The sequence below is a fragment of the Pseudarthrobacter enclensis genome, assembly GCF_030811655.1.
Lineage (GTDB): Bacteria > Actinomycetota > Actinomycetes > Actinomycetales > Micrococcaceae > Arthrobacter > Arthrobacter enclensis_A.
In genome coordinates this window covers 38,840-60,808 of sequence record NZ_JAUSRE010000007.1, presented here as the reverse complement: position 1 = coordinate 60,808, position 21,969 = coordinate 38,840, and the positions used below count along the sequence as shown (strand labels likewise).

General features: G+C 64.0%; 20 protein-coding genes and 1 pseudogene. 5 read left to right on the top strand and 16 right to left on the bottom strand.

Features of this window, described 5'->3' with window-relative positions; all coding sequences use genetic code 11:
• Positions 1-12 precede the first annotated feature (12 nt).
• Both J2X98_RS08455 and J2X98_RS08450 read right to left on the bottom strand, forming a co-directional pair.
• Complete coding sequence (locus tag J2X98_RS08455) at positions 13-624, bottom strand: hypothetical protein (RefSeq protein WP_141942428.1); 612 nt, start codon at positions 622-624, stop codon at positions 13-15.
• A gap of 119 nt (positions 625-743) precedes the next feature.
• Complete coding sequence (locus J2X98_RS08450; protein WP_141942429.1) at positions 744-1,352, bottom strand: TetR/AcrR family transcriptional regulator; 609 nt, start codon at positions 1,350-1,352, stop codon at positions 744-746.
• 98 nt (positions 1,353-1,450) lie between these two features.
• On the opposite strand from J2X98_RS08450, the gene galE reads away from it, so the two are divergent.
• Positions 1,451-2,464, top strand: a complete 1,014-nt coding sequence (galE, locus tag J2X98_RS08445) for a UDP-glucose 4-epimerase GalE (protein ID WP_307306612.1) — start codon at positions 1,451-1,453, stop codon at positions 2,462-2,464.
• 114 nt (positions 2,465-2,578) lie between these two features.
• Here galE and J2X98_RS08440 read toward each other — a convergent pair whose 3' ends face one another.
• The 3 genes from J2X98_RS08440 to fdxA all read right to left on the bottom strand — a co-directional run bounded on the left by J2X98_RS08440 (position 2,579) and on the right by fdxA (position 5,596).
• Positions 2,579-3,865, bottom strand: a complete 1,287-nt coding sequence (locus J2X98_RS08440) for a citrate synthase (RefSeq protein ID WP_056334606.1) — start codon at positions 3,863-3,865, stop codon at positions 2,579-2,581.
• Positions 3,866-4,103: 238 nt separating this feature from the next.
• Positions 4,104-5,255: a succinyldiaminopimelate transaminase gene (gene dapC, locus J2X98_RS08435; protein WP_307306608.1), complete on the bottom strand. Its 1,152-nt coding sequence runs from the start codon at positions 5,253-5,255 to the stop codon at positions 4,104-4,106.
• A gap of 14 nt (positions 5,256-5,269) precedes the next feature.
• Positions 5,270-5,596, bottom strand: a complete 327-nt coding sequence (gene fdxA / locus J2X98_RS08430) for a ferredoxin (RefSeq protein WP_013601705.1) — start codon at positions 5,594-5,596, stop codon at positions 5,270-5,272.
• Between the two features lie 137 nt (positions 5,597-5,733).
• Between fdxA and J2X98_RS08425 the strand changes: the two genes are divergently transcribed.
• On the top strand, positions 5,734-5,970 hold the full coding sequence (locus J2X98_RS08425) for a putative acetyltransferase (protein ID WP_307306606.1): 237 nt from the start codon (positions 5,734-5,736) through the stop codon (positions 5,968-5,970).
• A gap of 49 nt (positions 5,971-6,019) precedes the next feature.
• On the opposite strand, the gene J2X98_RS08420 is transcribed toward J2X98_RS08425, so the two are convergent.
• The 3 genes and pseudogenes from J2X98_RS08420 to typA all read right to left on the bottom strand — a co-directional run bounded on the left by J2X98_RS08420 (position 6,020) and on the right by typA (position 8,963).
• Positions 6,020-6,508: a hypothetical protein gene (locus J2X98_RS08420; RefSeq protein ID WP_307306603.1), complete on the bottom strand. Its 489-nt coding sequence runs from the start codon at positions 6,506-6,508 to the stop codon at positions 6,020-6,022.
• Positions 6,509-6,691: 183 nt separating this feature from the next.
• Positions 6,692-6,829: pseudogene (locus J2X98_RS22210) on the bottom strand (hypothetical protein); the annotation flags it as partial.
• Positions 6,830-7,034: 205 nt separating this feature from the next.
• Entirely contained in the window at positions 7,035-8,963 is a 1,929-nt protein-coding gene (typA, locus tag J2X98_RS08415; RefSeq protein WP_141942438.1) for a translational GTPase TypA, read from the bottom strand.
• Positions 8,964-9,218: 255 nt separating this feature from the next.
• On the opposite strand from typA, the gene J2X98_RS08410 reads away from it, so the two are divergent.
• Positions 9,219-9,566, top strand: a complete 348-nt coding sequence (locus J2X98_RS08410) for a hypothetical protein (protein ID WP_307306600.1) — start codon at positions 9,219-9,221, stop codon at positions 9,564-9,566.
• A gap of 90 nt (positions 9,567-9,656) precedes the next feature.
• Here the strand turns inward: J2X98_RS08410 and J2X98_RS08405 are convergent, their stop codons facing one another.
• From J2X98_RS08405 to J2X98_RS22205, 6 genes are all read right to left on the bottom strand, one after another.
• Complete coding sequence (locus tag J2X98_RS08405) at positions 9,657-11,363, bottom strand: ABC transporter ATP-binding protein (RefSeq protein WP_307306597.1); 1,707 nt, start codon at positions 11,361-11,363, stop codon at positions 9,657-9,659.
• 11 nt (positions 11,364-11,374) lie between these two features.
• Positions 11,375-12,319 carry an ABC transporter permease gene (locus J2X98_RS08400; RefSeq protein WP_307306594.1) on the bottom strand — a complete coding sequence of 315 codons (945 nt, stop codon included), beginning with the start codon at positions 12,317-12,319 and terminating at the stop codon, positions 11,375-11,377.
• Positions 12,309-13,238, bottom strand: a complete 930-nt coding sequence (locus tag J2X98_RS08395; protein ID WP_141942443.1) for an ABC transporter permease — start codon at positions 13,236-13,238, stop codon at positions 12,309-12,311. Before J2X98_RS08395 ends, J2X98_RS08400 begins: the two co-directional genes overlap by 11 nt.
• Positions 13,239-13,363: 125 nt before the next feature.
• Positions 13,364-15,052 (bottom strand): peptide ABC transporter substrate-binding protein, encoded by a 1,689-nt coding sequence (locus J2X98_RS08390; protein WP_141942445.1) that lies wholly within the window; start codon positions 15,050-15,052, stop codon positions 13,364-13,366.
• Between the two features lie 293 nt (positions 15,053-15,345).
• Positions 15,346-17,109: an ABC transporter family substrate-binding protein gene (locus J2X98_RS08385; protein ID WP_307306587.1), complete on the bottom strand. Its 1,764-nt coding sequence runs from the start codon at positions 17,107-17,109 to the stop codon at positions 15,346-15,348.
• Positions 17,110-17,720: 611 nt separating this feature from the next.
• Positions 17,721-17,819, bottom strand: a complete 99-nt coding sequence (locus J2X98_RS22205; protein ID WP_373460853.1) for a hypothetical protein — start codon at positions 17,817-17,819, stop codon at positions 17,721-17,723.
• Positions 17,820-17,946: 127 nt separating this feature from the next.
• Here J2X98_RS22205 and J2X98_RS08380 point away from each other — a divergent pair, with 127 nt between their 5' ends.
• The gene (locus J2X98_RS08380; protein WP_307306584.1) at positions 17,947-18,375 is read left to right on the top strand and encodes a hypothetical protein; all 429 of its coding nucleotides are present in this window, start codon (positions 17,947-17,949) and stop codon (positions 18,373-18,375) included.
• Between the two features lie 15 nt (positions 18,376-18,390).
• On the opposite strand, the gene ychF is transcribed toward J2X98_RS08380, so the two are convergent.
• Positions 18,391-19,476 (bottom strand): redox-regulated ATPase YchF, encoded by a 1,086-nt coding sequence (ychF, locus tag J2X98_RS08375; protein WP_307306581.1) that lies wholly within the window; start codon positions 19,474-19,476, stop codon positions 18,391-18,393.
• Positions 19,477-19,566: 90 nt separating this feature from the next.
• Between ychF and J2X98_RS08370 the strand changes: the two genes are divergently transcribed.
• On the top strand, positions 19,567-20,796 hold the full coding sequence (locus tag J2X98_RS08370; RefSeq protein WP_141942450.1) for a DNA recombination protein RmuC: 1,230 nt from the start codon (positions 19,567-19,569) through the stop codon (positions 20,794-20,796).
• Between the two features lie 86 nt (positions 20,797-20,882).
• Here the strand turns inward: J2X98_RS08370 and J2X98_RS08365 are convergent, their stop codons facing one another.
• Positions 20,883-21,962 (bottom strand): 4-hydroxy-3-methylbut-2-enyl diphosphate reductase, encoded by a 1,080-nt coding sequence (locus J2X98_RS08365; protein WP_141942452.1) that lies wholly within the window; start codon positions 21,960-21,962, stop codon positions 20,883-20,885.
• Positions 21,963-21,969 lie beyond the last annotated feature (7 nt).

Here is a 21,969-nt window from a genome sequence, read left to right as displayed (position 1 = left end):
CCCTGGACACCACTAGACGAGGATCTCCAGCACAGGCTGGACATAGCTGCGGAACAGTTCGGGCTGGCTCATCAGTTCCTGGCTCATGATGATCTTGTCCGGCTCCAGGTACCAGGCCCGCTGTTCGTCCAGTGGCAGCTCTATGATGGTCAGTTTGAAGTCCCGCGAGTCCCTGCCCACTTCCATCAGCCTGTCATCCATCATGTCCTGAAGCAGCTGGTCGGTTCCGGTCACCACGCGTTCCGCTTCAAGCTCGGCGTATTCGCTCCGCCGCTCCCTGGCCCAGGTGAGTGCGGAACCGAAATGTGCCTGCAGTACCCGCTGCAGTGCCGGAGAGTTGCCGAACGCCTCAAAGCTGGGCGGGGAGAGCTCGGGAGACATGTGCGGGTGCGCTTTGAGCAGTTGTTCCCACCAGGCCTCCCATTCGGTTTTCAGCGCGCTGAGTCCACCGACGTCGGAAGTGAGGTGGGTGTGGTCGGCGGAGCGGACCTTGGGCGACGCGTGGGAAAGGACGGGCTGCCCCACACCGTTCAGTCCGGCCGCGTCCCTGACGTAGAGCGCAATCATCATCGGCCCGGACGTGTCGGTAGTGATCTGCCATCCTGAACCGCCTGCGTGCTGCATCCGAAGTCCTTCCCTGGCCTGCTCCTGCCGGCCATCAAGATCCGGTCCGGCATATCCGGCTATCAGTCTATTCCCGCAGCCACGCCACGCGAGGGCACCAGGGTATCCGCCTTTGCGGTTTACCGGCCCAGCCCGTCGAGGTGGCGTTCCAGGACATCGCGGCACATCTGCGCAGTCATCCAGGCCGGTTGCAGCAGGGCATGCATGCACAGGCCGTCCACCGTGGCAAGAAGCCGTTCCGCCTCTACCACCAGGTTCTCCCTGGGTTCGTTATCCGGGAGCAGGGAGGCAACCACTGCACCCATGACTGCGGCGACTTCACGGTGGCTGCGGTCCGCTTCCGCGGCAAGAAAGGGCCTGATCCTTGCGGCATTCTTGAAGGCCATCCACGCGCATGCTTCCACCGCTGTCTCTTCATCGAGGGGAAGCATGCCGCCCAGGAGGGTTAAAACAGCCGCTCTTTGCCCAGGGCCACCGGCGGGAGCCGCCTGGACGGCCGGAAGAAGCTCCTCGAGCCGGCCCACCAGGCTGTCCACCACTGTGCCAAATGTGAACGCAAGCAGTTCCTCGCTGCCGGCGAAATAATGGCGGACAGAACCCACGGCGAGTCCGGCTTCATCTGCCACTTCCCGAAGGGAGGCGCGCTCCAGGCCATCCACCGCGATGATGCGGAGAACCGCCTGGACAACATCCTGGCGCCTGGCACCGGCGTCTACTATTTTGGGCACTATTCTTATTAGCACATCTGTGCTTCGACTGCCGCCGCGCGGCGGCCGCGATACGGGACGCGGGGGCGACTGCACTCCCTGTGGGATAGCGTTGAGGCATGAAAATCTTGGTTACAGGTGGCACCGGCTACATCGGTTCCCACACCGTCCTCTCCCTTCAGGAAGCCGGCCACGACGTGGTGGTCATCGACAACCTGGTCAACTCCAGCGAGGAGTCGCTGCGGCGGGTTGCCGAACTCAGCGGCAAGGCCGCGGAATTCCACAAGGTTGACCTCGTGGACGAGGCAGCGGTGGAGAAGGTCTTTGCCGGCAACGCCATCGACGCCGTCATCCACTTCGCCGGCCTCAAGGCCGTCGGCGAATCCGTGCAGGAGCCGTTGAAGTACTACTACAACAACCTCGTCGGCACCCTGAACCTGATCCGCGTCATGGACCGGCATGACGTGCGGTCCATTGTTTTCAGCTCCTCGGCCACGGTTTACGGCGAGCACAATCCCATCCCCTACGTGGAGAAAATGGAGATCGGCGCCAACAACCCCTACGGGCGCACCAAGGAACAGATCGAGGACATCCTCTCGGACCTCGGCACCGCCGACTCCCGCTGGCACATAGCACTGCTGCGCTACTTCAACCCGGTCGGCGCGCACCCCTCAGGGCGGATCGGCGAGGACCCGCAGGGCATCCCCAACAACCTCGTGCCGTTCATCGCCCAGGTGGCCGTGGGCCGCCGCGAGAAGCTCATGGTGTTCGGCGGCGACTACGACACCCCCGACGGCACCTGCCTGCGCGACTACATCCACGTGGTGGACCTGGCAGAGGGACACGTCGCGGCCCTGAACCACATCGCCGACCGCACCGGAGTGTTCCGCTGGAACCTCGGCTCCGGGAAGGGCTCCTCCGTCCTGGAAGTCCTGCGCTCCTTTGAAAAGGCCGTGGGCAAGCCCATCCCCTACGAGATCACCGGCCGCCGCGCGGGCGACCTTCCAGCCTTCTGGGCCGACGCCACGTCCGCGCTGGCGGACCTGAGCTGGTCCACCACCAAGACCGTGGACCAGATGTGCGAGGACCACTGGCGCTGGCAGAAGAACAATCCCCAGGGCTACGCCTCCTGACTTTGCTCCCCATCGATTGCAGTCGATGATGTAGAGACGCAAAACGGCCGCCCACCTGTGGAAGGTGGGCGGCCGTCGTCGTAATTGCCGTTGCTGCCCCTGGCGGGCAGGGAATCAGCGAGCGGGGTAGTCGCGCTCCGGCTCGCCGATGTACAGCTGGCGCGGGCGGCCGATCTTGGTGTTCGGGTCGCTGATCATTTCGCGCCACTGGGCGATCCAGCCGGGCAGGCGGCCGATGGCGAACAGCACCGTGAACATCTTCTCGGGGAAGCCCATGGCCTTGTAGATCAGGCCGGTGTAGAAGTCCACGTTCGGGTAGAGCTTGCGCTGGATGAAGTAGTCGTCGCTGAGCGCTTTCTCTTCCAGGCGCATGGCGATGTCAAGCAGTTCGTCGTTGCCGCCGAGCTTGCTGAGGATCTCGTGGGCCGTTGCCTTGACGATCTTGGCACGCGGGTCGTAGTTCTTGTAGACGCGGTGCCCGAAGCCCATGAGGCGGACGCCGTCTTCCTTGTTCTTGACCTTCTCCATGTAGTCCTCGGGCTTGAGGCCCTCGGCCTGGATCTGGCGGAGCATCTTCAGGACAGCCTCGTTGGCGCCACCGTGGGCGGGACCGAAGAGGGCGTTGATTCCCGCGGAGACGGAGGCGAACAGGTTGGCGTTGGAGGAGCCCACCAGGCGGACCGTGGACGTGGAGCAGTTCTGCTCGTGGTCGGCGTGCAGGATCAGGAGCAGGTCCAGTGCCTTGACGATCACAGGGTCCAGCTCATACTGCTCGGCGGGCAGGCCGAAGCTTAGGCGCAGGAAGTTCTCCACCAGGTTCATGGAGTTGTCCGGGTACAGCATGGGCTGGCCGATGGACTTCTTGTGCGCGTAGGCGGCGATGACAGGCAGCTTTGCCATGAGGCGGATGGTGGAAACCTCCACCTGCTCGGCGTTGAACGGGTCCAGCGAGTCCTGGTAGAACGTGGACAGCGCGGACACTGCGGAGGACAGCACCGGCATGGGGTGCGCGTCGCGCGGGAAGCCGCCAAAGAAGCCCTTGAGCTCCTCGTGCAGCAGGGTGTGGCGCCGGATCTTCTGGTCGAACTCGTCCAGTTCCGTGGGAGTGGGCAGGTTCCCGTAGATCAGCAGGTAGGACACCTCGAGGAAGCTCGAGTGCTGCGCCAGCTGCTCGATGGGGTATCCGCGGTAACGCAGGATGCCGGCATCGCCGTCGATGTAGGTGATGGCGGAGGTGGTTGCTGCGGTGTTCATGAAGCCGGGGTCGAACGTGACGGCGCCGGTCTGCTTCAGCAGCTTGGAGACGTCGTAACCTTCGTTCCCTTCAACAACCTGGATGCGCGGGAGCTTCAGCTCGCCACCTGCGTGGAGCAGGGTCGCAGCATTGTTGGTCTCAGTCATGGAGTCCCCTTCATGAGGCGTCTTTGGCCTCTGTCGAAAGCTTGATCCAATATCAGGTGAGCCGTGCACTGTGCCTGAGAAGACAGGTTCCAACACCCGGGCTGCCTTCTTGTAGAAAGCCACCATTGATCGTCACTTAAAAAGTACCGCTCCTTGGCGGGTGTCACTAATCCGCAGCCTTCCCCGACGGCCTAAAATGCGCCGGATGTGGGGCGAGTCACACGAATGTTACGTACCCCTAGGAGCCGGATGCGCCCAACCGCTGCACGGCTGCATCGATCCGCTCGTCGGATCCGGTCAAGGCCACGCGGATATAGCCGTTGCCCGCCTCGCCGTAAAAGACGCCCGGTCCCACCACGATGCCGCGGTCCGCCAGGCGCGCCACGGTGTCCCAGGTGCCTTCCCCTGCCGTCGACCACAGGTACAGCCCGGCGTCGGATTCCTTGATCTCCAGGCCGAAGTCCAGCAGCGCGGGTACCAGCCGTTCACGCCGCCCCCGGTACAGGTCCTTCTGCGCCTCAACGTGCGTGTCATCGCCCAGCGCCACCCGCATGGCCTCCTGGATCGGGTACGGAACAATCATGCCCGCATGTTTGCGGCTGTTGACCAGGTTGGGCATCAGGTCCGGATCACCTGCCACGAACGCTGCGCGGTAGCCGGCCAGGTTGGACTGTTTGCTCAGCGAGTATACGGACAGCAGGCCGTGGTGGGATCCGCCGGCCACCCGGGGATCGAGGATGCTGGGGACGCGCTGGCCGCCGCGCTGGACGTCCCAGCTGCCCCAGCCGAGTTCCGCATAGCATTCGTCGGAGGCAACGACGGCACCGAGTTCGCGCGCCTGGTCGACCAGGGCCTTCAGGGAGTCAACGTCCCGGACGCTGCCGGTGGGGTTGCCCGGCGAGTTCACCCAAATAAGCCGTACGCGTGAACGGGTGGCATCGTCCAGCTCGTCCAGGTTGTCAGTGGCCACGGAGGTGACCCCGGCGAAGGTCGCGCCAATGTCGTAGGTGGGGTAGGCCACCCTGGGGCGGACGACGACGTCTCCGGGCTTGAGGCCCAGCAGCAGCGGCAGCCAGGCGACGAGCTCCTTTGAACCCACCGTGGGCATGATGTTGCGGGGGTCCAGCCCGGACACTCCACGACGGCGCTCAAACCAGCCGGCGATGGCCTCACGAAGCGCCGGGGTGCCATGGACCGTCGGATAGCCGGGCGCGTTCGCAGCCGCCTTCAAGGCATCCTGGACCAGCTGCGGGGTGGGATCCACGGGCGTGCCGATGGAAAGATTGACGGCTCCCCCGGGATGCTCCGAGGCCTTGGCCACGTATGGTGCCATGGCCTCCCACGGGTAGTCGGGCAGGTTGAGGCCAAACGAGTTCACGGCTGCGGTCATTGTGTCCGACCGCGTCAGTGGTCTTGGTTCTGCGGCGGCAGGGCGGCGATCATCGGGTGGTCCTTGCCCGTGTTGCCGATCTTGGCCGCGCCGCCCGGGGAACCCAGGTCATCGAAGAACTCGACGTTGGCTTTGTAGTAGTCGGCCCATTCCTCGGGGGTGTCATCCTCGTAGTAGATGGCCTCCACCGGGCACACCGGCTCGCATGCGCCACAGTCCACGCACTCGTCCGGATGGATGTACAGCGAACGCTCGCCTTCATAGATGCAGTCGACCGGGCATTCTTCAATGCATGCCTTGTCCTTGACATCCACACACGGCTGCGCGATTACGTACGTCACGTCCCTGGCCTCTCCACGTTGGGGTTCCGGCATCCCGCCGGCTCTTGCGTCCGGCAGCACGGCCGGAGTCTGACATCTGAGCTTATTATCCCCCAGGCCGTTCCCGCGAACCTAGCCGGGGCCCCTAGTATGAACTGGTGAGTCAGCAAGTACCTGCCCCTGCCCGCTTCCTTGCTGCGGCCGAGCCCGGCACGCGTGTTGTGGTTCGCTACCGCATCGAGGGGGGCTTCACGGACGCGCTGGGCCACCTGCTGGCCTGTGACGCCGGTTCCTGTACCGTCCGCACCCGGCAGGCCGACGTCGTCATTCCACTGGAACGCGTGGTGGCGGCAAAGGAAGTCCCGCCCGCTCCCCCGCGGCGCCCCGCGCGCTGAGGGCCCGTCTCGGCGCGCCGCGACTGCCCAGGCGCAATGACCCACAGCTTCACCGCGCCGCCCCGTACACGGCAAGCCCCCTACGAACCATGCCAACGAACTCCGCAGGTTCACGAACAAGCATCTCGAACGTCACCCGGAGAGTTGGGACACCCCTCATGACGGTGACGTTCCAACGCCGCCTGTCTTCCCGATAGGCCTCCCGGCTGCTGTGGTGGGCATAGCCGTCAGCCTCAATGCCCAGCACACCGTCGACAAAAAGATCCAGATGGCCCATTCCAGGAACGTTAACCTGCAGCTCGACCGTAAGCCCCGCTTCCTCCAGGAGATACCGGGCGATGGTTTCGATTATGGAACCCGATTGGGGCCGAATTCTCCCAATCAGGTTCAGCATCGCCTTCTCACGGGCCGCCGGAAACCGTGCCCGCAACGCCGCGAGTTGGACTTGGCCCTTTTTAACGGCGGACTCCGCGATAGTCAGCCCTTCAAGAGGGGACAGACAGCGGAGGGACTGACAGACGATGTCCAAAGGAGTCATTGGAAGGTTGCTCCGATGTACCACACAGCCGGGGATCTGCCTGCCATGGCGGGCGGCCAGATGCGGCCTCTCCGGAGCCTTCACCACCCACAGTCCGGAGGCCAGAGCGGCCGTGACGCAACCGGGTGCGGCGTGATGGCGGGCCGCGTGGATAAGCACGGGATCAGCGTCCGGCAACGCATAGACGCCCCGCGCAACCCTTTGGACGGACCCCTCCGACAGTCCGGATTCCAGCCTTCGGCGCGAGACACCTGCCAATAACAGTGTGCGGGTGCCGGCAACGCCACCCAGGGCCACCAGTGCTTCAGAAACAGTTCGCATGTCTGCATGCTTCCCGTTGCGGGAGGTATTCGCAGGTGTTCGAAACGGCTATGTGGAGAACGGCGCCGGACACCGGAGCGGCTCCTCAGTGCGCACGTGCCGCCCCTGCGCAACGAGGCGAAAGGTGGCTGCGCCGCGCGGAACTTAAAACAGAATGCCACCGGTACAGGACCGGTGGCATTCTTGGTTACAGCTAAAACCCTGGTTAGGCCTTGGCGCGGGCGCGGCTGGCCTTGGCGCGCTCATTGGTGTCCAGGATTACCTTGCGGATGCGGATTGCTTCCGGGGTCACCTCAACGCACTCGTCCTCGCGGGCGAATTCCAGCGACTCTTCGAGGGTGAGCTCCCGCGGCGGGGTCAGGTTCTCGAAGCTGTCGGAGGAAGCGGCACGCATGTTGGTGAGCTTCTTTTCCTTGGTGATGTTGACGTCCATGTCGTCGGCGCGGGAGTTCTCGCCCACGATCATGCCTTCGTAGACCTCGGAGGTGGGCTTCACGAAGAAGGAGCCGCGTTCCTGCAGGTTGATCATGGCGAAGGGGGTGACCACGCCGGCGCGGTCGGCAACCATGGAGCCGTTGGTGCGGTACTCGATGGGTCCTGCCCACGGCTCGTAGCCTTCGGAGATGGAGGCTGCAATGCCGGCTCCACGGGTGTCCGTAAGGAAGCGGGTGCGGAAACCGATCAGGCCACGGGCCGGCACGATGAACTCCATGCGGCACCAGCCGGTGCCGTGGTTGGCCATGTTGGTCATGCGGCCCTTGCGGGCGGCCATGAGCTGGGTGACGGCGCCAAGGTATTCCTCGGGCACGTCGATGGTCATGTGCTCCATGGGCTCGTGGATCTTGCCGTCGATGGTCTTGGTGACAACCTGCGGCTTGCCCACGGTCAGCTCGAAGCCTTCGCGGCGCATCTGCTCAACAAGGATGGCCAGCGCCAGTTCGCCACGGCCCTGGACTTCCCATGCGTCGGGACGTTCGGTGGGGAGTACCTTGATGGAGACGTTACCGATCAGTTCCTTGTCCAGACGGTCCTTCACCTGGCGCGCGGTGACCTTGGCGCCCTTGACCTTGCCGGCCAGGGGGGAGGTGTTGATACCGATGGTCATGGAGATCGCGGGATCGTCAACGGTAATCAGCGGCAGCGGCTGCGGGTTCTCGACATCGGTCAGGGTCTCACCGATGGTGATGTCCTCGATACCGGCGACGGCGACGATCTCGCCGGGGCCGGCGGAATCAGCCGGAACGCGCTCCAGTGCCTTGGTGGCGAGGAGCTCGGTGATCTTAACGGTCTTCAGCTCACCGTTGTGGCGGGCCCAGGCAACCTGCTGGCCCTTGCGGAGGGTGCCGTTGTAGATGCGCAGCAGGGCGAGGCGGCCCAGGAACGGGGAAGCGTCCAGGTTGGTGACGTGTGCCTGCAGGACACCCTCGGGGTTGTACGTGGGAGCCGGGATGTGCTCAATGATGGTCTTGAACAGGGGCTCAAGGTCCTCGTTGTCCGGAGCGGAGCCGTTGGCCGGCTGCTCCAGGGATGCGCGGCCAACCTTGGCGGCGGCGTAGACAACGGGAACTTCCAGCACCTTGTCCAGGTCCAGGTCCGGAACCTCGTCGGCAAGGTCGGAGGCCAGGCCCAGGAGCAGGTCCATTGACTCGTGCACCACTTCGTCGATGCGGGCGTCGGGGCGGTCCGTCTTGTTGACCAGCAGGATCACGGGAAGGTGCGCGGCAAGGGCCTTGCGCAGGACGAAGCGGGTCTGGGGCAGCGGGCCCTCGGAGGAGTCGACGAGAAGCACAACGCCGTCCACCATGGAGAGGCCGCGTTCCACCTCGCCACCGAAGTCGGCGTGGCCGGGGGTGTCGATGACGTTGATGGTGATGGTCTCGCCGTTTGAGGACGGACCATTGTAGGCCACGGTGGTGTTCTTGGCCAGGATGGTGATGCCCTTTTCGCGCTCCAGGTCGCCGGAGTCCATTACCCGGTCCTCGACGTGGTTGTGCTCGGCAAAGGAGTTGGTCTGCTTGAGCATGGCGTCGACCAGGGTGGTCTTGCCGTGGTCAACGTGGGCCACAATCGCGACGTTGCGCAGGTCACTGCGCGATGCAGTGGCTACCGCGGTGTTGGTGGTGGTTTCAGACATGCGTAATGGCTCGATTCAGTGGAGTCAGCTGTTGTATCGCGACATTTCCAACTGGAACGCACGACGGACAAGGCCCTTGGCACAGGGCGCCTACCTCTATTCTAGCCGCTGAGCCATTTATTGGCCTAAATTCCGGCGACCCCGGAGACTGCCGGAGCCTTCGCATTCGCTCATCACCGGTCCGAGGTGTGACTAAGTTCACTCTTACTTCCCCTGCCGTGGCATGATGGCCCTGACAGGCGCACACCTTTGAGCATGCCGGAGACAACGATGCCCCCTGCCAAGGTCAGCACCCCGCGGGGCGCCACCCACGCCACCATGCTTGTGGTGTCCGGTGTACTGGCGTTCACGGGCGTCCTTGGGCTCGCCGGCTACGCAGATTCAGGCGCCCCTTCAGGAAACGCGGCACCCTTTGCCGTTACCGGGCAGGCAGGGGCCGGGGTGGGGGCAGCGGGCCAAGCAGGCCTGGGGGCACAGACGGCTGTGGCTGCGACGTCCCACATGCGCAATCCCGGGAACGGACGGCTTGAGGCGGTAGTGCCGGACATCAGCAGGACGGTGCTCGCAGCGGTGCCGGGCGGCAGCAGCGCGTTCCAGGACTGAGGCCACGGTCGGCTTGCACTTCCAGCCGGCTTAAACGGCTGGAGCCGGGACCCGAAGGTCCCGGCCCCACCCGCGCACAGGAAGTTCCCGCTATGCGACTTCCGGCGGAAGCATCAGCTTCGCGCCGGGGATCGCGTTGAGCAAGGCGTTGGTGTATTCCTGCTGGGGCGACTCAAAGACCTCATCCGTGGATCCCGTCTCCACCAGGCGGCCCTTCTCCATCACGCACACGTGGTCGGCGATCTGCCGCACCACGGCAAGGTCGTGGGTGATGAACAGGTACGTCAGGCCGAGGTTGGCCTGCAGGTCAGCGAGCAGGTTCAGCACCTGCGCCTGAACCAGGACATCCAGCGCGGAAACAGCCTCGTCGCAGATGATGACCTCGGGATCGAGCGCCAGCGCACGGGCAATGGCCACACGCTGCCGCTGTCCGCCGGAGAGCTCGTTCGGGTACCGCTGCATGGCCGACTGGGGCAGGGCCACCTGGTCCAGCAGTGTGCGTACCTTCTTCTCCCGGCTGGCCTGGTCCCCGATCTTGTGGACGCGCAGAGGTTCTTCGATCGTGCGGAAGATGTTGTACATCGGATCGAGGGAACCGTACGGGTCCTGGAAGATCGGCTGGACGCGCCTGCGGAACTTGAACAACTCGGCAGGCTTCAGGGCAGAGGTGTCGACGCCGTCGAACAGGATCCTGCCTTCTGTCGGCTTCTCCAGCTGGAGCACCATCTTGGCCACCGTGGACTTGCCGGACCCCGACTCCCCCACGATCGCCGTCGTGGTTCCCCGCCGCACGTCGAAACTGACGCCGTCGACCGCCGCGAAGTCGGTGGCCTTGCCCAGCCCCTGGCGGAGCTTGTACACCTTGCGAAGGTCCTGGATCTGCAGGAAGGCGTCCGACTTGGCCGTCTCGGCAGCCGGTGCCAGCAGGTCCGTGGTCTCCACGCCCTGCTCCTTGGCCACCTGGATGCGGCGGCTGGCCAGGGACGGTGCGGACTCCACGAGCCGCTTGGTGTACGGGTGCTGCGGATTCCGGAGCAGTTCCAGGGACGGTCCCGCCTCCACCACGCGGCCCTGGTACATGACCACCACTTTGTCTGCACGCTCGGCTGCCAGGCCCAGGTCATGGGTGATCAGCAGGACCGAGGTGCCCAACTCGTTGGTCATGGTCTCCAGGTGGTCCAGGATCTGCCGCTGGACCGTGACGTCGAGGGCCGACGTCGGCTCGTCCGCAATCAGCAGGCGCGGCTGGCAGGAGAGGCCGATGGCGATCAGGGCGCGCTGGCGCATGCCGCCGGAGAACTCATGCGGGTACTGGTTGGCCCGGCGCTTGGCGTCCGGGAGCCCCGCCTGGGAAAGCACCTTGGCGATGTCGTCCGGACCGCTGGGCCGGCCGTTGGCACGCAGTGTTTCCCGTACCTGGTAGCCGATCTTCCACACAGGGTTCAGGTTGGACATGGGGTCCTGCGGAACCATTCCAATCGTGTTTCCGCGCAGTTCGATCATGCGCTGCTCGGTGGCGTGGGCGATGTCCTCGCCGTCGAGCAGTATCTGGCCGCCGGACACCCTTCCGTTGTTGGGCAGGAGGCCGATTGCGGCCAGGGCCGTGGTGGATTTGCCGGAGCCCGACTCCCCCACGATGGCCACCGTCTCACCCGGCATGATGGTCAGGTGCGCATTCCTTACGGCCTGGACCTCACCGCCGCCGGTCTTGAAGGTGATGGCGAGGTCTCGGATTTCGAGCAGCGGCCTGACGCCGGTGGTGTTGGCCTCATCGATGCGGACGTCTGGAGTTGTCATCTCTTTATCTCTCATCGCTGACGGCTCTTCGGGTCAAGGGCGTCGCGTACTGCGTCGCCCAGCATGATGAAGCTCAGCACCGTGATGGACAGTGCCGCGGCCGGGTAGAGCATGATTTCCGGGCGGGTCCTGATCGATGCCTGGGCGCCCGCGATGTCGTTGCCCCAGGACATGATGCTCTGCGGCAGGCCGATGCCCAGGAAGGACAGGGTGGCTTCGGCCACGATGAACACGCCAAGTTCCAGTGTTGCCAGGACGATGATGGGTGCCAGGGCGTTGGGCAGCACGTGGCGGACCAGCGCGCCGAACTTGGAGACACCCAGCGCGCGGGCTGCCGTGACAAAGTCCGCGTTGCGTACTTCGATGACTGCGCCGCGGGTGATGCGGGCCATTTGCGGCCATGCCAGGAGCGAGATGACGAACACCACGGTCCAGACGCTTTTGTTTTCCCGGAACAGCGGCAGCTGGGTGATCACCAGCGCGCCAAGGACGAGCGGCAGTGCGAAGAAGATGTCACCCAGGCGTGCGAGCACGGCGTCGATCCAGCCACCGTAGTACCCGGCGAGGGCGCCGAGGGTCACACCGATAACCAGGACGCAGAGGACGGAGAGCAGGCCCACGGAAAGCGAGGCCTGTGTGCCGTGGATGACCCGGGAGTAAACGTCGCAGCCCTGGAAGGTAAATCCGAACGGGTGCCCGGCAGTGGGCGCGCCTTCCGAGTTGGAAAGCTCGCATCCTTCGTTTGGCGGGGTGGACGTGAACAGGCCCGGGAACAGCGCAATCACGATCAGGGCCAGGATCAACAGTGCCGAGATGATGAACAGCGGACGACGGCGGAGCTTGCGCCACGCGTCTACCCACAGGCTGAGCGGGGCCTGGTCAGTCTTGACGGCGTCCGTTGCCTGCAGCGGTGTCTCTTCAATGGGGGCCACGAAGTGGCTGTTGTTACTGGTCATAGCGGATCCTCGGGTCAAGCCAGGCGTACAGGAGATCGACAAGAAGGTTGGCCACCACGAACACCAGTACCAGGACGCTGACGATGGAAACGATGGTGGGGCCTTCACTGCGGAGGACTGCCTGGTAGAGCTTGTTGCCGACGCCGGGAACGTTGAAGATGCCTTCGGTGACAATGGCGCCGCCCATCAGGCCGCCCAAGTTGGCGCCCAGGTAGGTGACAACGGGGATCAGCGAGTTGCGCAGGATGTGGGCCATGACGACGCGGGGCCGGGACAGGCCTTTTGCGGTGGCGGTCCGAACGTAGTCGGCGTTCATGTTTTCACTGACTGACGCGCGGGTCAGGCGGAGAACATAGGCGAAGGAGACGAGTCCGAGGACTACAGCCGGCAGCAGCAGCGTGACCCAGTTGGCGTTTGCGCCAACGGTGGGTTTGGCCCAGCCCAGCTGCACGCCGAAGACGAGCTGGAAAACGAAGCCCAGGACGAAGGTGGGAATTGCGATGACCACCAGTGAGGCCACCAGGACCGTGGAATCGAACCATCCGCCCCTGCGCAGGCCGGCGAAGACTCCGAAGGCAACGCCGAAGATGGCCTGGATGGCAAGGGCCTCGATGGCGAGCATCGCTGTCACGGGGAAGACCCGTGCAAGGCTGGCGGCAATGGGCTGGCCGGTGAAGTCGTTGCCGAGGTTGAAGGTGAAGAGGTTCTTGAGGAACAGTCCGTACTGGACCCAGAAGGGCTGGTCCAGGTGGTACTGGCTGCGGAGGGTGTCGATAACTGCCTGCGGGGGCTGGCGGTCACCGAAGAGTGCAGCGATGGGGTCGCCCGGCAGGGCGAACACCATGTAGTAGACCAAAAGGGTTGTGCCGAGGAATACAGGGATCACCTGGAGGAGTCGGCGCAGGATGAACCGGATCACAGGATCACCTGCCTTCCGGTAAAGGGAAAAACGGGTTCATGAATGCCTTCCTGCCATGTGCAAGCCAATGGGGGCCCGGACGCAACCGGAACCCCCATCAGCCATACGGCAAGTTAGATCTGTGACTACTTTGCGGTGATGCCGTAGTAGAGGATTTCACCGTTCCAGCCGGTCTCGGCCTTCACGACGTTGTTGCTCCACACGATCGCGCGTGCCTGGTCCCAAAGCGGCAGCCCGGGCAGGTCCTGGAACAGGATTTCCTGTGCCTGGTTGAACTTGGCGTTGGCCTCGTCGGTGCTCTTGGCGGCCAGGCCCTCCTTGAGCAGCTTGTCGAACTCCGGGTTCGAGTACTTCTCGTAGTTGGAGGAAGCTCCGGTGGCCCATACCGGTCCAAGGAAGTTATAGAGCGACGGGTAGTCACCCTGCCAGCCGGCGCGGGTCAGACCGGGAAGCTGCTGGGACTTGCGCAGGTTCAGGACTTCGGCAAACTTGGCGAAGGGCTGGATCTCAGCCTGGATCCCGAGGTTGTTCTTGAAGCCGTTGGCTACGGCGTCGATCCATTCCTTGTTGCCACCGTCGGTGTTGGAAGCAATCTGGAGCGGCTTGGAATCGTCGTACGGCTGGATCTTGTTGGCCTGGGCCCAAAGGTCCTTGGCCTTCGCGGGATCGAAGTTCAGCACTTCGCTGCCCTTGATGCCTTCCTTGAAGCCGTCGATGACCGGCGGGGCAAAGGCCTTGGCCGGGGTGCGGGTACCGTTGAAGACCACCTTTGCGATTTCCTCGCGGTTGATGGCGTAGGACAGGGCCTGGCGGCGCAGTTTGCCGGCTTCACCCTGGAAGTTCGGGTTGTAGCCCGGGATGTTCAGGGTGGAATCGGTGGCGACAGGCTTGGTGGCGTTGCGGCCCGGGAAGTCGTTGACGTAGGTCTTCAACGCGTTGGACGGCAGGACATCCGAGACGTCCAGGTTGTCCGACTGCAGGTCGGTGTATGCGGGGCCCGGATCGGTGTAGAACTTGAAGGTCACGCCGCCGTTCTTGGCCTCGCGGGTGCCCTTGTAGTCAGCGTTCTTTACCAGGGTGATGGACTGGTCGTGGACCCAGGAACCCTGCTTTTCGAACTTGTAGGGACCATTGCCCACGGGGTTTTCACCGTAGGTCTTGGGGTCTGCCAGCGCAGCGGAAGGCAGCGGGTAGAAGGCGGAGTAGCCAAGGCGCAGGGACCAGTCGGCCTCAGGCTGGGCGAGCTTCACCGTGATGGTGGAGTCATCGGTTGCCTTCAGCCCGGACATGGTGTCTGCCTTGGGGGCAGGAGTGGTGGTGGTCTTGCCGTCAGCACCCTTGACCGAGTTCACAGCCGATACGTCGTCGTAACCGGCGATCGATTCGAAGAAGAACCCATTGTTCTGGAGGTTTTTGGAGTTCGCGGCGAAATTCCAGGAGTCAACAAAAGTCTTGGCCGTGATGGCTTCCCCGTTGGTGAACTTCTGGCCCTGCTTGACCTTGATGGTCCAGTTCTGGGCGTCGGAAGACTCGATGGAATCGGCCAGTGCATTCACTGCCTTGCCGTTGGCGTCGTAGCTGCGAAGACCTTCGAAAAGCAGGTTCACGACGCGGCCGCCGTAGACCTCGTTGGTGTTTGCCGGCAGCAGCGGGTTTTGTGGCTCGTTGCTGTAGGCGGTGATGACCTTATTCGGATCGCCGGCAGCATTGCTCGATCCGTCGGTGCTGCCGCCGCCGCCGGCGCCGCACCCGGTCAGGGCAAGCGCAGCGATTGCCACGATGCCCAGTGCTTTGGAAGTGCGCGTAAAACGCATTCCGCCTCCTATGAGTTGTGGGAGAGATGTAGGGGAATCTTGTGCTTCCCCGCAGGTTGGGCACAGCGCGAAACTGTGACGAAACCTACACAATACGAGTTAGCCTAACCGCACAAAGTCCAGATATTGGTACTCCGTTGCCAAACCGTGACCGGCGCAGTCAAATGCCCTGGCATGCGGTGGGTAGTTAGGCACGTCACATGCTACTCGTCAGTAAGCCGGACGGCGAATCGGAGGGCGGGAGGCTCCGCAAGGGTCAAAGGGCCCTAAAGGTGGCGGCCCCGGGGCGACCGCTAGGACAGCCGCCACTCCCAGACGTTCCACCACACACCCAGGGGGCCAGGGCTGGTTTTGATGCCGGCTACCCGCGAATTGAAGGCAGTTGTTCCCAGGGTTTGGTAGAGCGGGAGGCCGTAGGCGTCGTCCCAGATGTGCTTGTCGACTTCAGCCAGGAGTTCGTCCTGCTTGCCCAGGTCCGTGGTCACAGCAAGCTGTTCCATGAGTTTGTCCGCATCACCATCGGAATATCCCGTGAAGTTGCTCCCCGCGCCAGTACGGAAAATCTGCGGCACCCTGCTGACGCCGGTCTCTGTGCCGATCCATCCTGACAGTGCGGCGTCAAAGCCGCCCCGGCTCATCGCGCCAGCCCAGTCAGCGCTTCCCTGTCCACCGTCGACGACACGGATTCCTGCCAGTGCGGCCGAGTCGCGGATCAGGGAGAAAGCCTTGGCACGGTTGGGGTTGTCGCGGTTGTAGAGGATCCGGATGGTGGGGGTGGCTTTGCCCTTCAGGAGGCTTTTGGCGCCATCAATGTCCACCTTGTCGTAGTCCGATGAGCCGTTGTTCTTTACCGTGTCGTCGTACTTTGGCTGTCCGGGCAGAAACACGTGGGAGTCCAGCGGCTTGTTGTCGGGCGACTGGGTTCCCACGACTGCGTCCACGATTGCCTGCCGCGGAACCGTCTTGAGGAAGGCAACGCGGACGTCCTTGTCGCTGAAGGGTCCGGAGAAGTTGAGGTCCAAGTGGTCGTAGCCGGACTGTTTGTACCGTTGAACGGTGATGCCCTGGCCGGATAGCCCTGCGAGGAGACTGTCGGTGGCAGCCGAGGGCTGCGGAGAGATAATGTCCGCTTGGCCACTGCGCAGGGCATCGACCGCGGCGGGAACCGCGCCGGTGAACCTGACGTTGATCTCGTCCAGCCATGGTTCTGCGCCCCAGACGTAGTCGCGGTTCCGCACCAGTTTCATGGAGACTTCCGGGACGATGTCGCGCACGATGTAGGGACCGCTGGAGAGGTAAAGGGCAGGATCGTCGGGGACCGACTTGGTATCGAACCCGGTGTTCCAGAAGTCACTGACCTTTTTGAGCGCGGGGTTGGATGCCGGTTTGTCGGGGTTGCCCCGGGGCGTGTCCTTGAGCAGCTTGACCAGGTCCTGCTCGTCACTGAGTCCGCTCTTGGCGGCGACAACGTGGGCCGGCAGCCCGACGTCGAAGGCCACCTCCCAGTCTGCGTACGGCGCTGCGTACTCGATGGTGATGGAACGGCCGTCCGAGCCAAGTTCGGGAAACAGGGTACCGGCCAGGCCAGTGGTGTCAGAGGCGACAGAGAAGTACTTGGTGCCCTTGCCGGTGGCGGGATTGACGTCGTCGAAGTAGCCTGACCCGGCAGCCCAACTCAACAGGAGGTCGGCAGCACCGATGGGGGCACCGTCGGACCACTTGACGCCATCGTTGACCGTGTACTTCACCTTGAGCGGCTGGTCGGAGACCTTTTCGAAGTGCCCGAACTTGTCATTGCGGACTACCTTGGAGCTGTCGTCAAGGTAGAAGAAGCCCGAGTGGGTGATGGCGCCGATCTTCGAATTGATGTCAGTGTTGCCCTTCGCGCTCCACGGGTTGAACGAGGAAAAGGCGTTGACCTCAGCCACCGTCACGCTGCCGCCGCGTTTGGCTTCTCCCACCACCACGGACGGTGCGCTTCCGCCCGAGCAACCGGAGAGAACCAGGGCAGCCGCCACCGCCGCGGTGAGCAATTGCATCAGACGCCGGACCGGCATGCCGCCTCCTTGTGTTTTCCCTCTGCGGAGGGCAGTCGGGTCGCCGTGGTCGGGCCCTATTGACTCAGGATACTTGGTGCCGGTATTGCGTAGGCGAATCCGATCCCCCTCCGGACGGAAGGGGTGTTGTCCCCACGAGCCGGTGCCGGCCGGGTGCCTCAAACATTGCCGCAGCCCGTCGCGGGAGGCTTCACGGCCGCCTCACCTCGCTCGGTACCAGCCTGCCCGCCAGCGCCGCCAGGTCGAACATCCCCTCCCGTTGAAGGGCGGGATGTCCCTGAACCTGCTTACGGTTGGAGGCGTGTATCCACGGGGAGTTTCTTGCGGTTATCCGCATCAGACGACCATGTTCAGCCGATGGGCTCGCCACGGTCCACCAGGACGTCCAACCTCCGGCGCTGCCACACATAAAAGTCGTGCATCCCGGCCGGGTTTGTTCGCGAACCATTCCCCGATCTGCGCACGGGAGGTGAGGAAATTGGGAGTCTCCACCACGTCTTAGCCGCGCATTTCGTTGCCGCAGGCCAGCCCTGCAAGCAGGTCCTGCTCAAGCCAGTCGTCGACGACGTCGAACCAGGTCACGCTCGTCGGTGGCCGTCGCCGTTGCCGGATCACTTGGGCCAGCTGGACCCGGAGGCCCGCATCCGGTCGCTGGGCAGCACGATAACGTCATGTCGAAGCGCACGCAGGCGCCGTGCGAACGCGGTCATGGAGGCCCTGTGCAGGACCACTTTGTGGGAATGGAAGCCGGCACCGCCGGCAGCCCATCGCCATGTCCGGCAGTCCGACCTGCCACCGGATCAGATGCACTCCCCGGATCCAGTCCCCGGGAGGCGGGTGGGCGGCTTGGTCATCGCGGTTCTTCTCAGCGGCTGGACGTTGGCCGTTCCTGTAGAGCTCGTCGACCGGCTCAAGGACGCGCCGGGTCTATGGGCAGGCACCGTGTCCGTCGCCGTTGTCACCTGTGCCGTGGTTACCGCGGGCCTGGGTGCTTTGCGGCTTTTCAATGCGGCGGAGGGGCGGCGATGGTTGCGTGTGCCCTTGATTGCCGCCCTGGCCGCGACCGTTATTGCCGGCGCCTTTTCTGCGATCATGCCCGAATACGGACTACTGCTGCTGATCCCGGCGGTATTGGCCGGGGTACCCGGACTGGTCCTGCTGACAAAGGATGCGGGCGTCCTGATGACAGGAACAGCCAGGCCTGGCAAAGGCCTGGCTGTCTCTGGTGCGTGCAGGAGGTTCGTCTTGCCTCCCTGCATCGTCTGAAGCAGCCTTCTGGCATTAGACGTTGAAGCGGAACTCCACAACGTCGCCGTCGGCCATAACGTATTCCTTGCCTTCGATCCGGACCTTGCCGCGGGACTTGGCCTCAGCCATGGAACCGGCCTCAACCAGGTCGTCGAAGGAGACCACCTCGGCCTTGATGAACCCCCGCTGGAAATCCGAATGGATGACGCCGGCCGCCTGCGGTGCGGTGTCACCCTGCCGGATGGTCCAGGCGCGTGCTTCTTTCGGACCCGCCGTCAGGTAGGTCTGCAGCCCCAGCGTATGGAAGCCGACGCGGGCCAGCTGGTCCAGCCCGGACTCGTCCTGGCCGTTCATCTCGAGCATTTCGCGGGCTTCTTCCTCGTCCAGCTCCACGAGGTCGGCTTCCAGCTTGGCGTCAAGGAAGATGCAGTCGGCCGGTGCCACCATGGCCCGGAGTTCCTCCTGCTTCTCCGGGTTGCCGAGAATCCCCTCGTCGGCGTTGAACACGTAAATGAACGGCTTGGCGGTCAGCAGGCCCAGTTCCTTGAGGTGCTCCATCTCCAGCTTGTCGCTCTTGATGGAGGAATAGATGGTGTCGCCCCGCTCCAGTACCGCCTGCGCGGCCTTGATGACGGCGAGCTCAGCGGCTTCCCGCTTCTTGATCTTCACTTCTTTTTCGATGCGCGGGATGGCTTTTTCGATCGTCTGTAGGTCAGCGAGGATCAGCTCGGTATTGATCGTTTCCATGTCCGAGCGCGGGTCCACCTTGCCGTCCACATGCACCACGTCCGGGTCGTCGAAAACCCGCACAACCTCGGCGATGGCTTCTGCCTCGCGGATGTTGGCCAGGAACTGGTTGCCCAGCCCCTCCCCCTCGGAGGCGCCCTTGACGATGCCGGCGATGTCGACGAAGGACACGGCGGCAGGCAGGACGCGCTGGGAGCCGAAGATTCCGGCCAGCTTCTGCAGCCTGGGGTCCGGCAGGTTCACCACGCCTACGTTGGGTTCGATGGTGGCGAACGGGTAGTTCGCTGCCAGGACCTGGTTGCGGGTGAGCGCGTTGAAGAGGGTTGATTTGCCGACGTTGGGCAGTCCGACGATGCCAATAGTAAGAGCCACGAGCATTGATTCTACCCGCCGGGGCGCCGGCGACCGTACCGGGGAATGTCACTGCCAGTGAATGTCAGAGGCCCGTGCAACAGTGAAGCCATGGATGCTTTTGCCTTGATTCTGGCCCTCTTGATGCTGCTGCTCGGCGCCTTTGCCGGCGCCGCTGCCACTTATTTCTCCCTGCGACGGAACTCCCATGCGTTGGAGGCAGACTTTGACCAGGTATCGTCCCGCCTGTCAGAGGTCACGGCACAGTTTGCGGCGGCCGACGCCGAGCGGCGGCTTTTGGCGGCACAGAACCGGGAACTGGGCGAGGCACGGACGCAGGACGGCAGCGTGCTGCGCGCCCTTGCTCCAGTGGCCGAGAAGCTGTCCGCGGTCCAGCAGCAGGTGGCACTGCTGGAGCGGGACCGGGTTGAGCAGTACGGCCAACTGGCCCAGCAACTGCAGGAGGCCAGGCTTTCCGATGAACAGCTCATCCGGTCCACGCATGCCCTGGAATCGGCGCTGCGTTCCAACAGCGCCAGGGGCCAGTGGGGCGAGGTGCAGCTTCGCCGGGTAGTGGAAGCTGCCGGCATGCTGCGCCACGTGGACTTCGTGGAACAGGTGCACAGCGCCGGCCATGACTCGGCAGTACGCCCGGACCTCGTGGTGCAGTTGCCGGGCGAAAAGCAGCTGGTGGTGGATGCCAAGGTACCGCTCTCGTCCTACCTCGAAGCGCAGGAACTGGGCGCGGTGGATCCTCGCGCGGGACAGCCGTCCGGATCAGAGTCGGCGGCCGACGGCCGGAACCGTCAAGCCCTCCTGGCCGCGCATGCCAAGGCCCTGCGGGCCCACGTCGACGCCCTGGGCACCAAGAAGTACTGGGACATCCCGGGGAACTCCCCGGAGTTGGTGGTCTGCTTTATTCCGGCAGAGTCCATCCTGGCAGCGGCCCTGACTGCTGACGCCGGCCTCCTGGACTACGCCTTGTCCCGGAACGTGGTCCTTGCCTCGCCAAGTACCCTGCTTGCGGTGCTGAAGTCCGTGGCGTTCACTTGGCGCCAGGATGTCTTGACCGACAACGCGCGCGAACTGTTCGAACTCGCACGGCAACTGTACGACCGCATGGGAACGCTGGGCGAGAACGTCAGCAAGCTGGGATCTTCCCTGAAAACGTCCGTGGACCGCTACAACGCCATGGTGGGCACACTTGAGGCCCGGGTCCTGCCCACAGCGCGGAAGCTTAATACGCTGGAGGAGTCAGGTCTGGCCACGCCCGCGCTTGTGGAGGTGACGCCCCGGGCAGTCGTGGCACCAGAGCTCCAGGGGGACGACGAAGCGGCCTAGCCAAAAGCCGCCCGAACATCAGACCGGAAGGGCCGGGCAGTTCGAAACTGCCCGGCCCTTCCGGTTGGGTATGTGCTGGCCTGGCCCTAGCTCCGGGGCCGGCGGCCGCCCAGGGCGCGGCTGACGTCACCGGCCTGCTTCAGGGTTGCGCGGAGCTCCTTCGGCAGCGAGAACAACAGGTCTTCCTCGGCAGTGACCACTTCCTCCACTGTGCCGTAGCCGTAGTCGGACAGCAGCCTGAGCACGTCCTGCACCAGAACCTCGGGAACCGAAGCCCCGGACGTCACGCCAACCGTGGCAACGCCTTCGAACCAGGTTTCGTCGACCTCGTTGGCGAAATCCACGCGGTAGGAGGCCTTGGCGCCATACTCGAGCGCCACCTCCACCAGCCGGACCGAGTTGGACGAATTCGCCGAGCCAACCACGATCACCAGGTCTGCTTTCGGTGCAATCTTCTTGATGGCTACCTGGCGGTTGGTGGTGGCGTAGCAAATGTCATCGCTGGGCGGGTCCTGCAGGGTCGGGAACCGCTCCTTGAGCAGCCTGACGGTTTCCATGGTCTCGTCCACGCTCAGCGTGGTCTGGGACAGCCAGATGACCTTTTCGGGGTCGCGGACGGTCACCTTGTCCACTTCGTGCGGACCGTTGATGATCTGGATGTGCTCCGGTGCTTCACCGGAGGTACCTTCCACTTCCTCATGTCCGTCGTGGCCGATCAGGAGGATGTCGAAGTCGTCCTTGGCGAAGCGGACGGCTTCCTTGTGCACCTTGGTCACCAGCGGACAGGTGGCATCGATGGTTCGCAGCCCGCGGTTCTCGGCTGATTCAACCACTGCGGGCGAGACGCCGTGGGCCGAGAAGATGACCAAGGCGCCTTCGGGCACTTCGTCTGTTTCATCAACGAAAATGGCGCCCTTTTCCTCCAGGGAGCTGACCACGTGCACGTTGTGGACAATCTGCTTGCGGACGTAGACGGGCGGACCGTAGTGTTCCAGCGCCTTCTCGACGGCGATCACGGCCCGGTCGACGCCGGCACAGTAGCCGCGGGGGGCAGCCAGCAGTACCTTCTTGGTGCCGTTTACGGGGGCTGCACCTGCCACTTCCTCGGGTGAGCGGCGCCTGCGCGGAATGGTGGGCATCGAAAGGGATACAGCCGGGGTGGTCATCCCTCCA

Bases quoted from the DNA above. Each gene is read 5' to 3' on its own strand.
- J2X98_RS08400 (WP_307306594.1), bottom strand. From the start codon at position 12,319: ATGACCAGTAACAACAGCCACTTCGTGGCCCCCATTGAAGAGACACCG.
- J2X98_RS08370 (WP_141942450.1), top strand. From the start codon at position 19,567: ATGGATGCTTTTGCCTTGATTCTGGCCCTCTTGATGCTGCTGCTCGGC.
- J2X98_RS22205 (WP_373460853.1), bottom strand. From the start codon at position 17,819: ATGACCGCGTTCGCACGGCGCCTGCGTGCGCTTCGACATGACGTTATC.
- J2X98_RS08420 (WP_307306603.1), bottom strand. From the start codon at position 6,508: ATGACTCCTTTGGACATCGTCTGTCAGTCCCTCCGCTGTCTGTCCCCT.
- J2X98_RS08455 (WP_141942428.1), bottom strand. From the start codon at position 624: ATGCAGCACGCAGGCGGTTCAGGATGGCAGATCACTACCGACACGTCC.
- typA (WP_141942438.1), bottom strand. From the start codon at position 8,963: ATGTCTGAAACCACCACCAACACCGCGGTAGCCACTGCATCGCGCAGT.
- J2X98_RS08405 (WP_307306597.1), bottom strand. From the start codon at position 11,363: ATGACAACTCCAGACGTCCGCATCGATGAGGCCAACACCACCGGCGTC.
- J2X98_RS08440 (WP_056334606.1), bottom strand. From the start codon at position 3,865: ATGACTGAGACCAACAATGCTGCGACCCTGCTCCACGCAGGTGGCGAG.
- dapC (WP_307306608.1), bottom strand. From the start codon at position 5,255: ATGACCGCAGCCGTGAACTCGTTTGGCCTCAACCTGCCCGACTACCCG.
- J2X98_RS08385 (WP_307306587.1), bottom strand. From the start codon at position 17,109: ATGCCGGTCCGGCGTCTGATGCAATTGCTCACCGCGGCGGTGGCGGCT.
- galE (WP_307306612.1), top strand. From the start codon at position 1,451: ATGAAAATCTTGGTTACAGGTGGCACCGGCTACATCGGTTCCCACACC.
- J2X98_RS08390 (WP_141942445.1), bottom strand. From the start codon at position 15,052: ATGCGTTTTACGCGCACTTCCAAAGCACTGGGCATCGTGGCAATCGCT.
- J2X98_RS08410 (WP_307306600.1), top strand. From the start codon at position 9,219: ATGCCGGAGACAACGATGCCCCCTGCCAAGGTCAGCACCCCGCGGGGC.
- J2X98_RS08365 (WP_141942452.1), bottom strand. From the start codon at position 21,962: ATGACCACCCCGGCTGTATCCCTTTCGATGCCCACCATTCCGCGCAGG.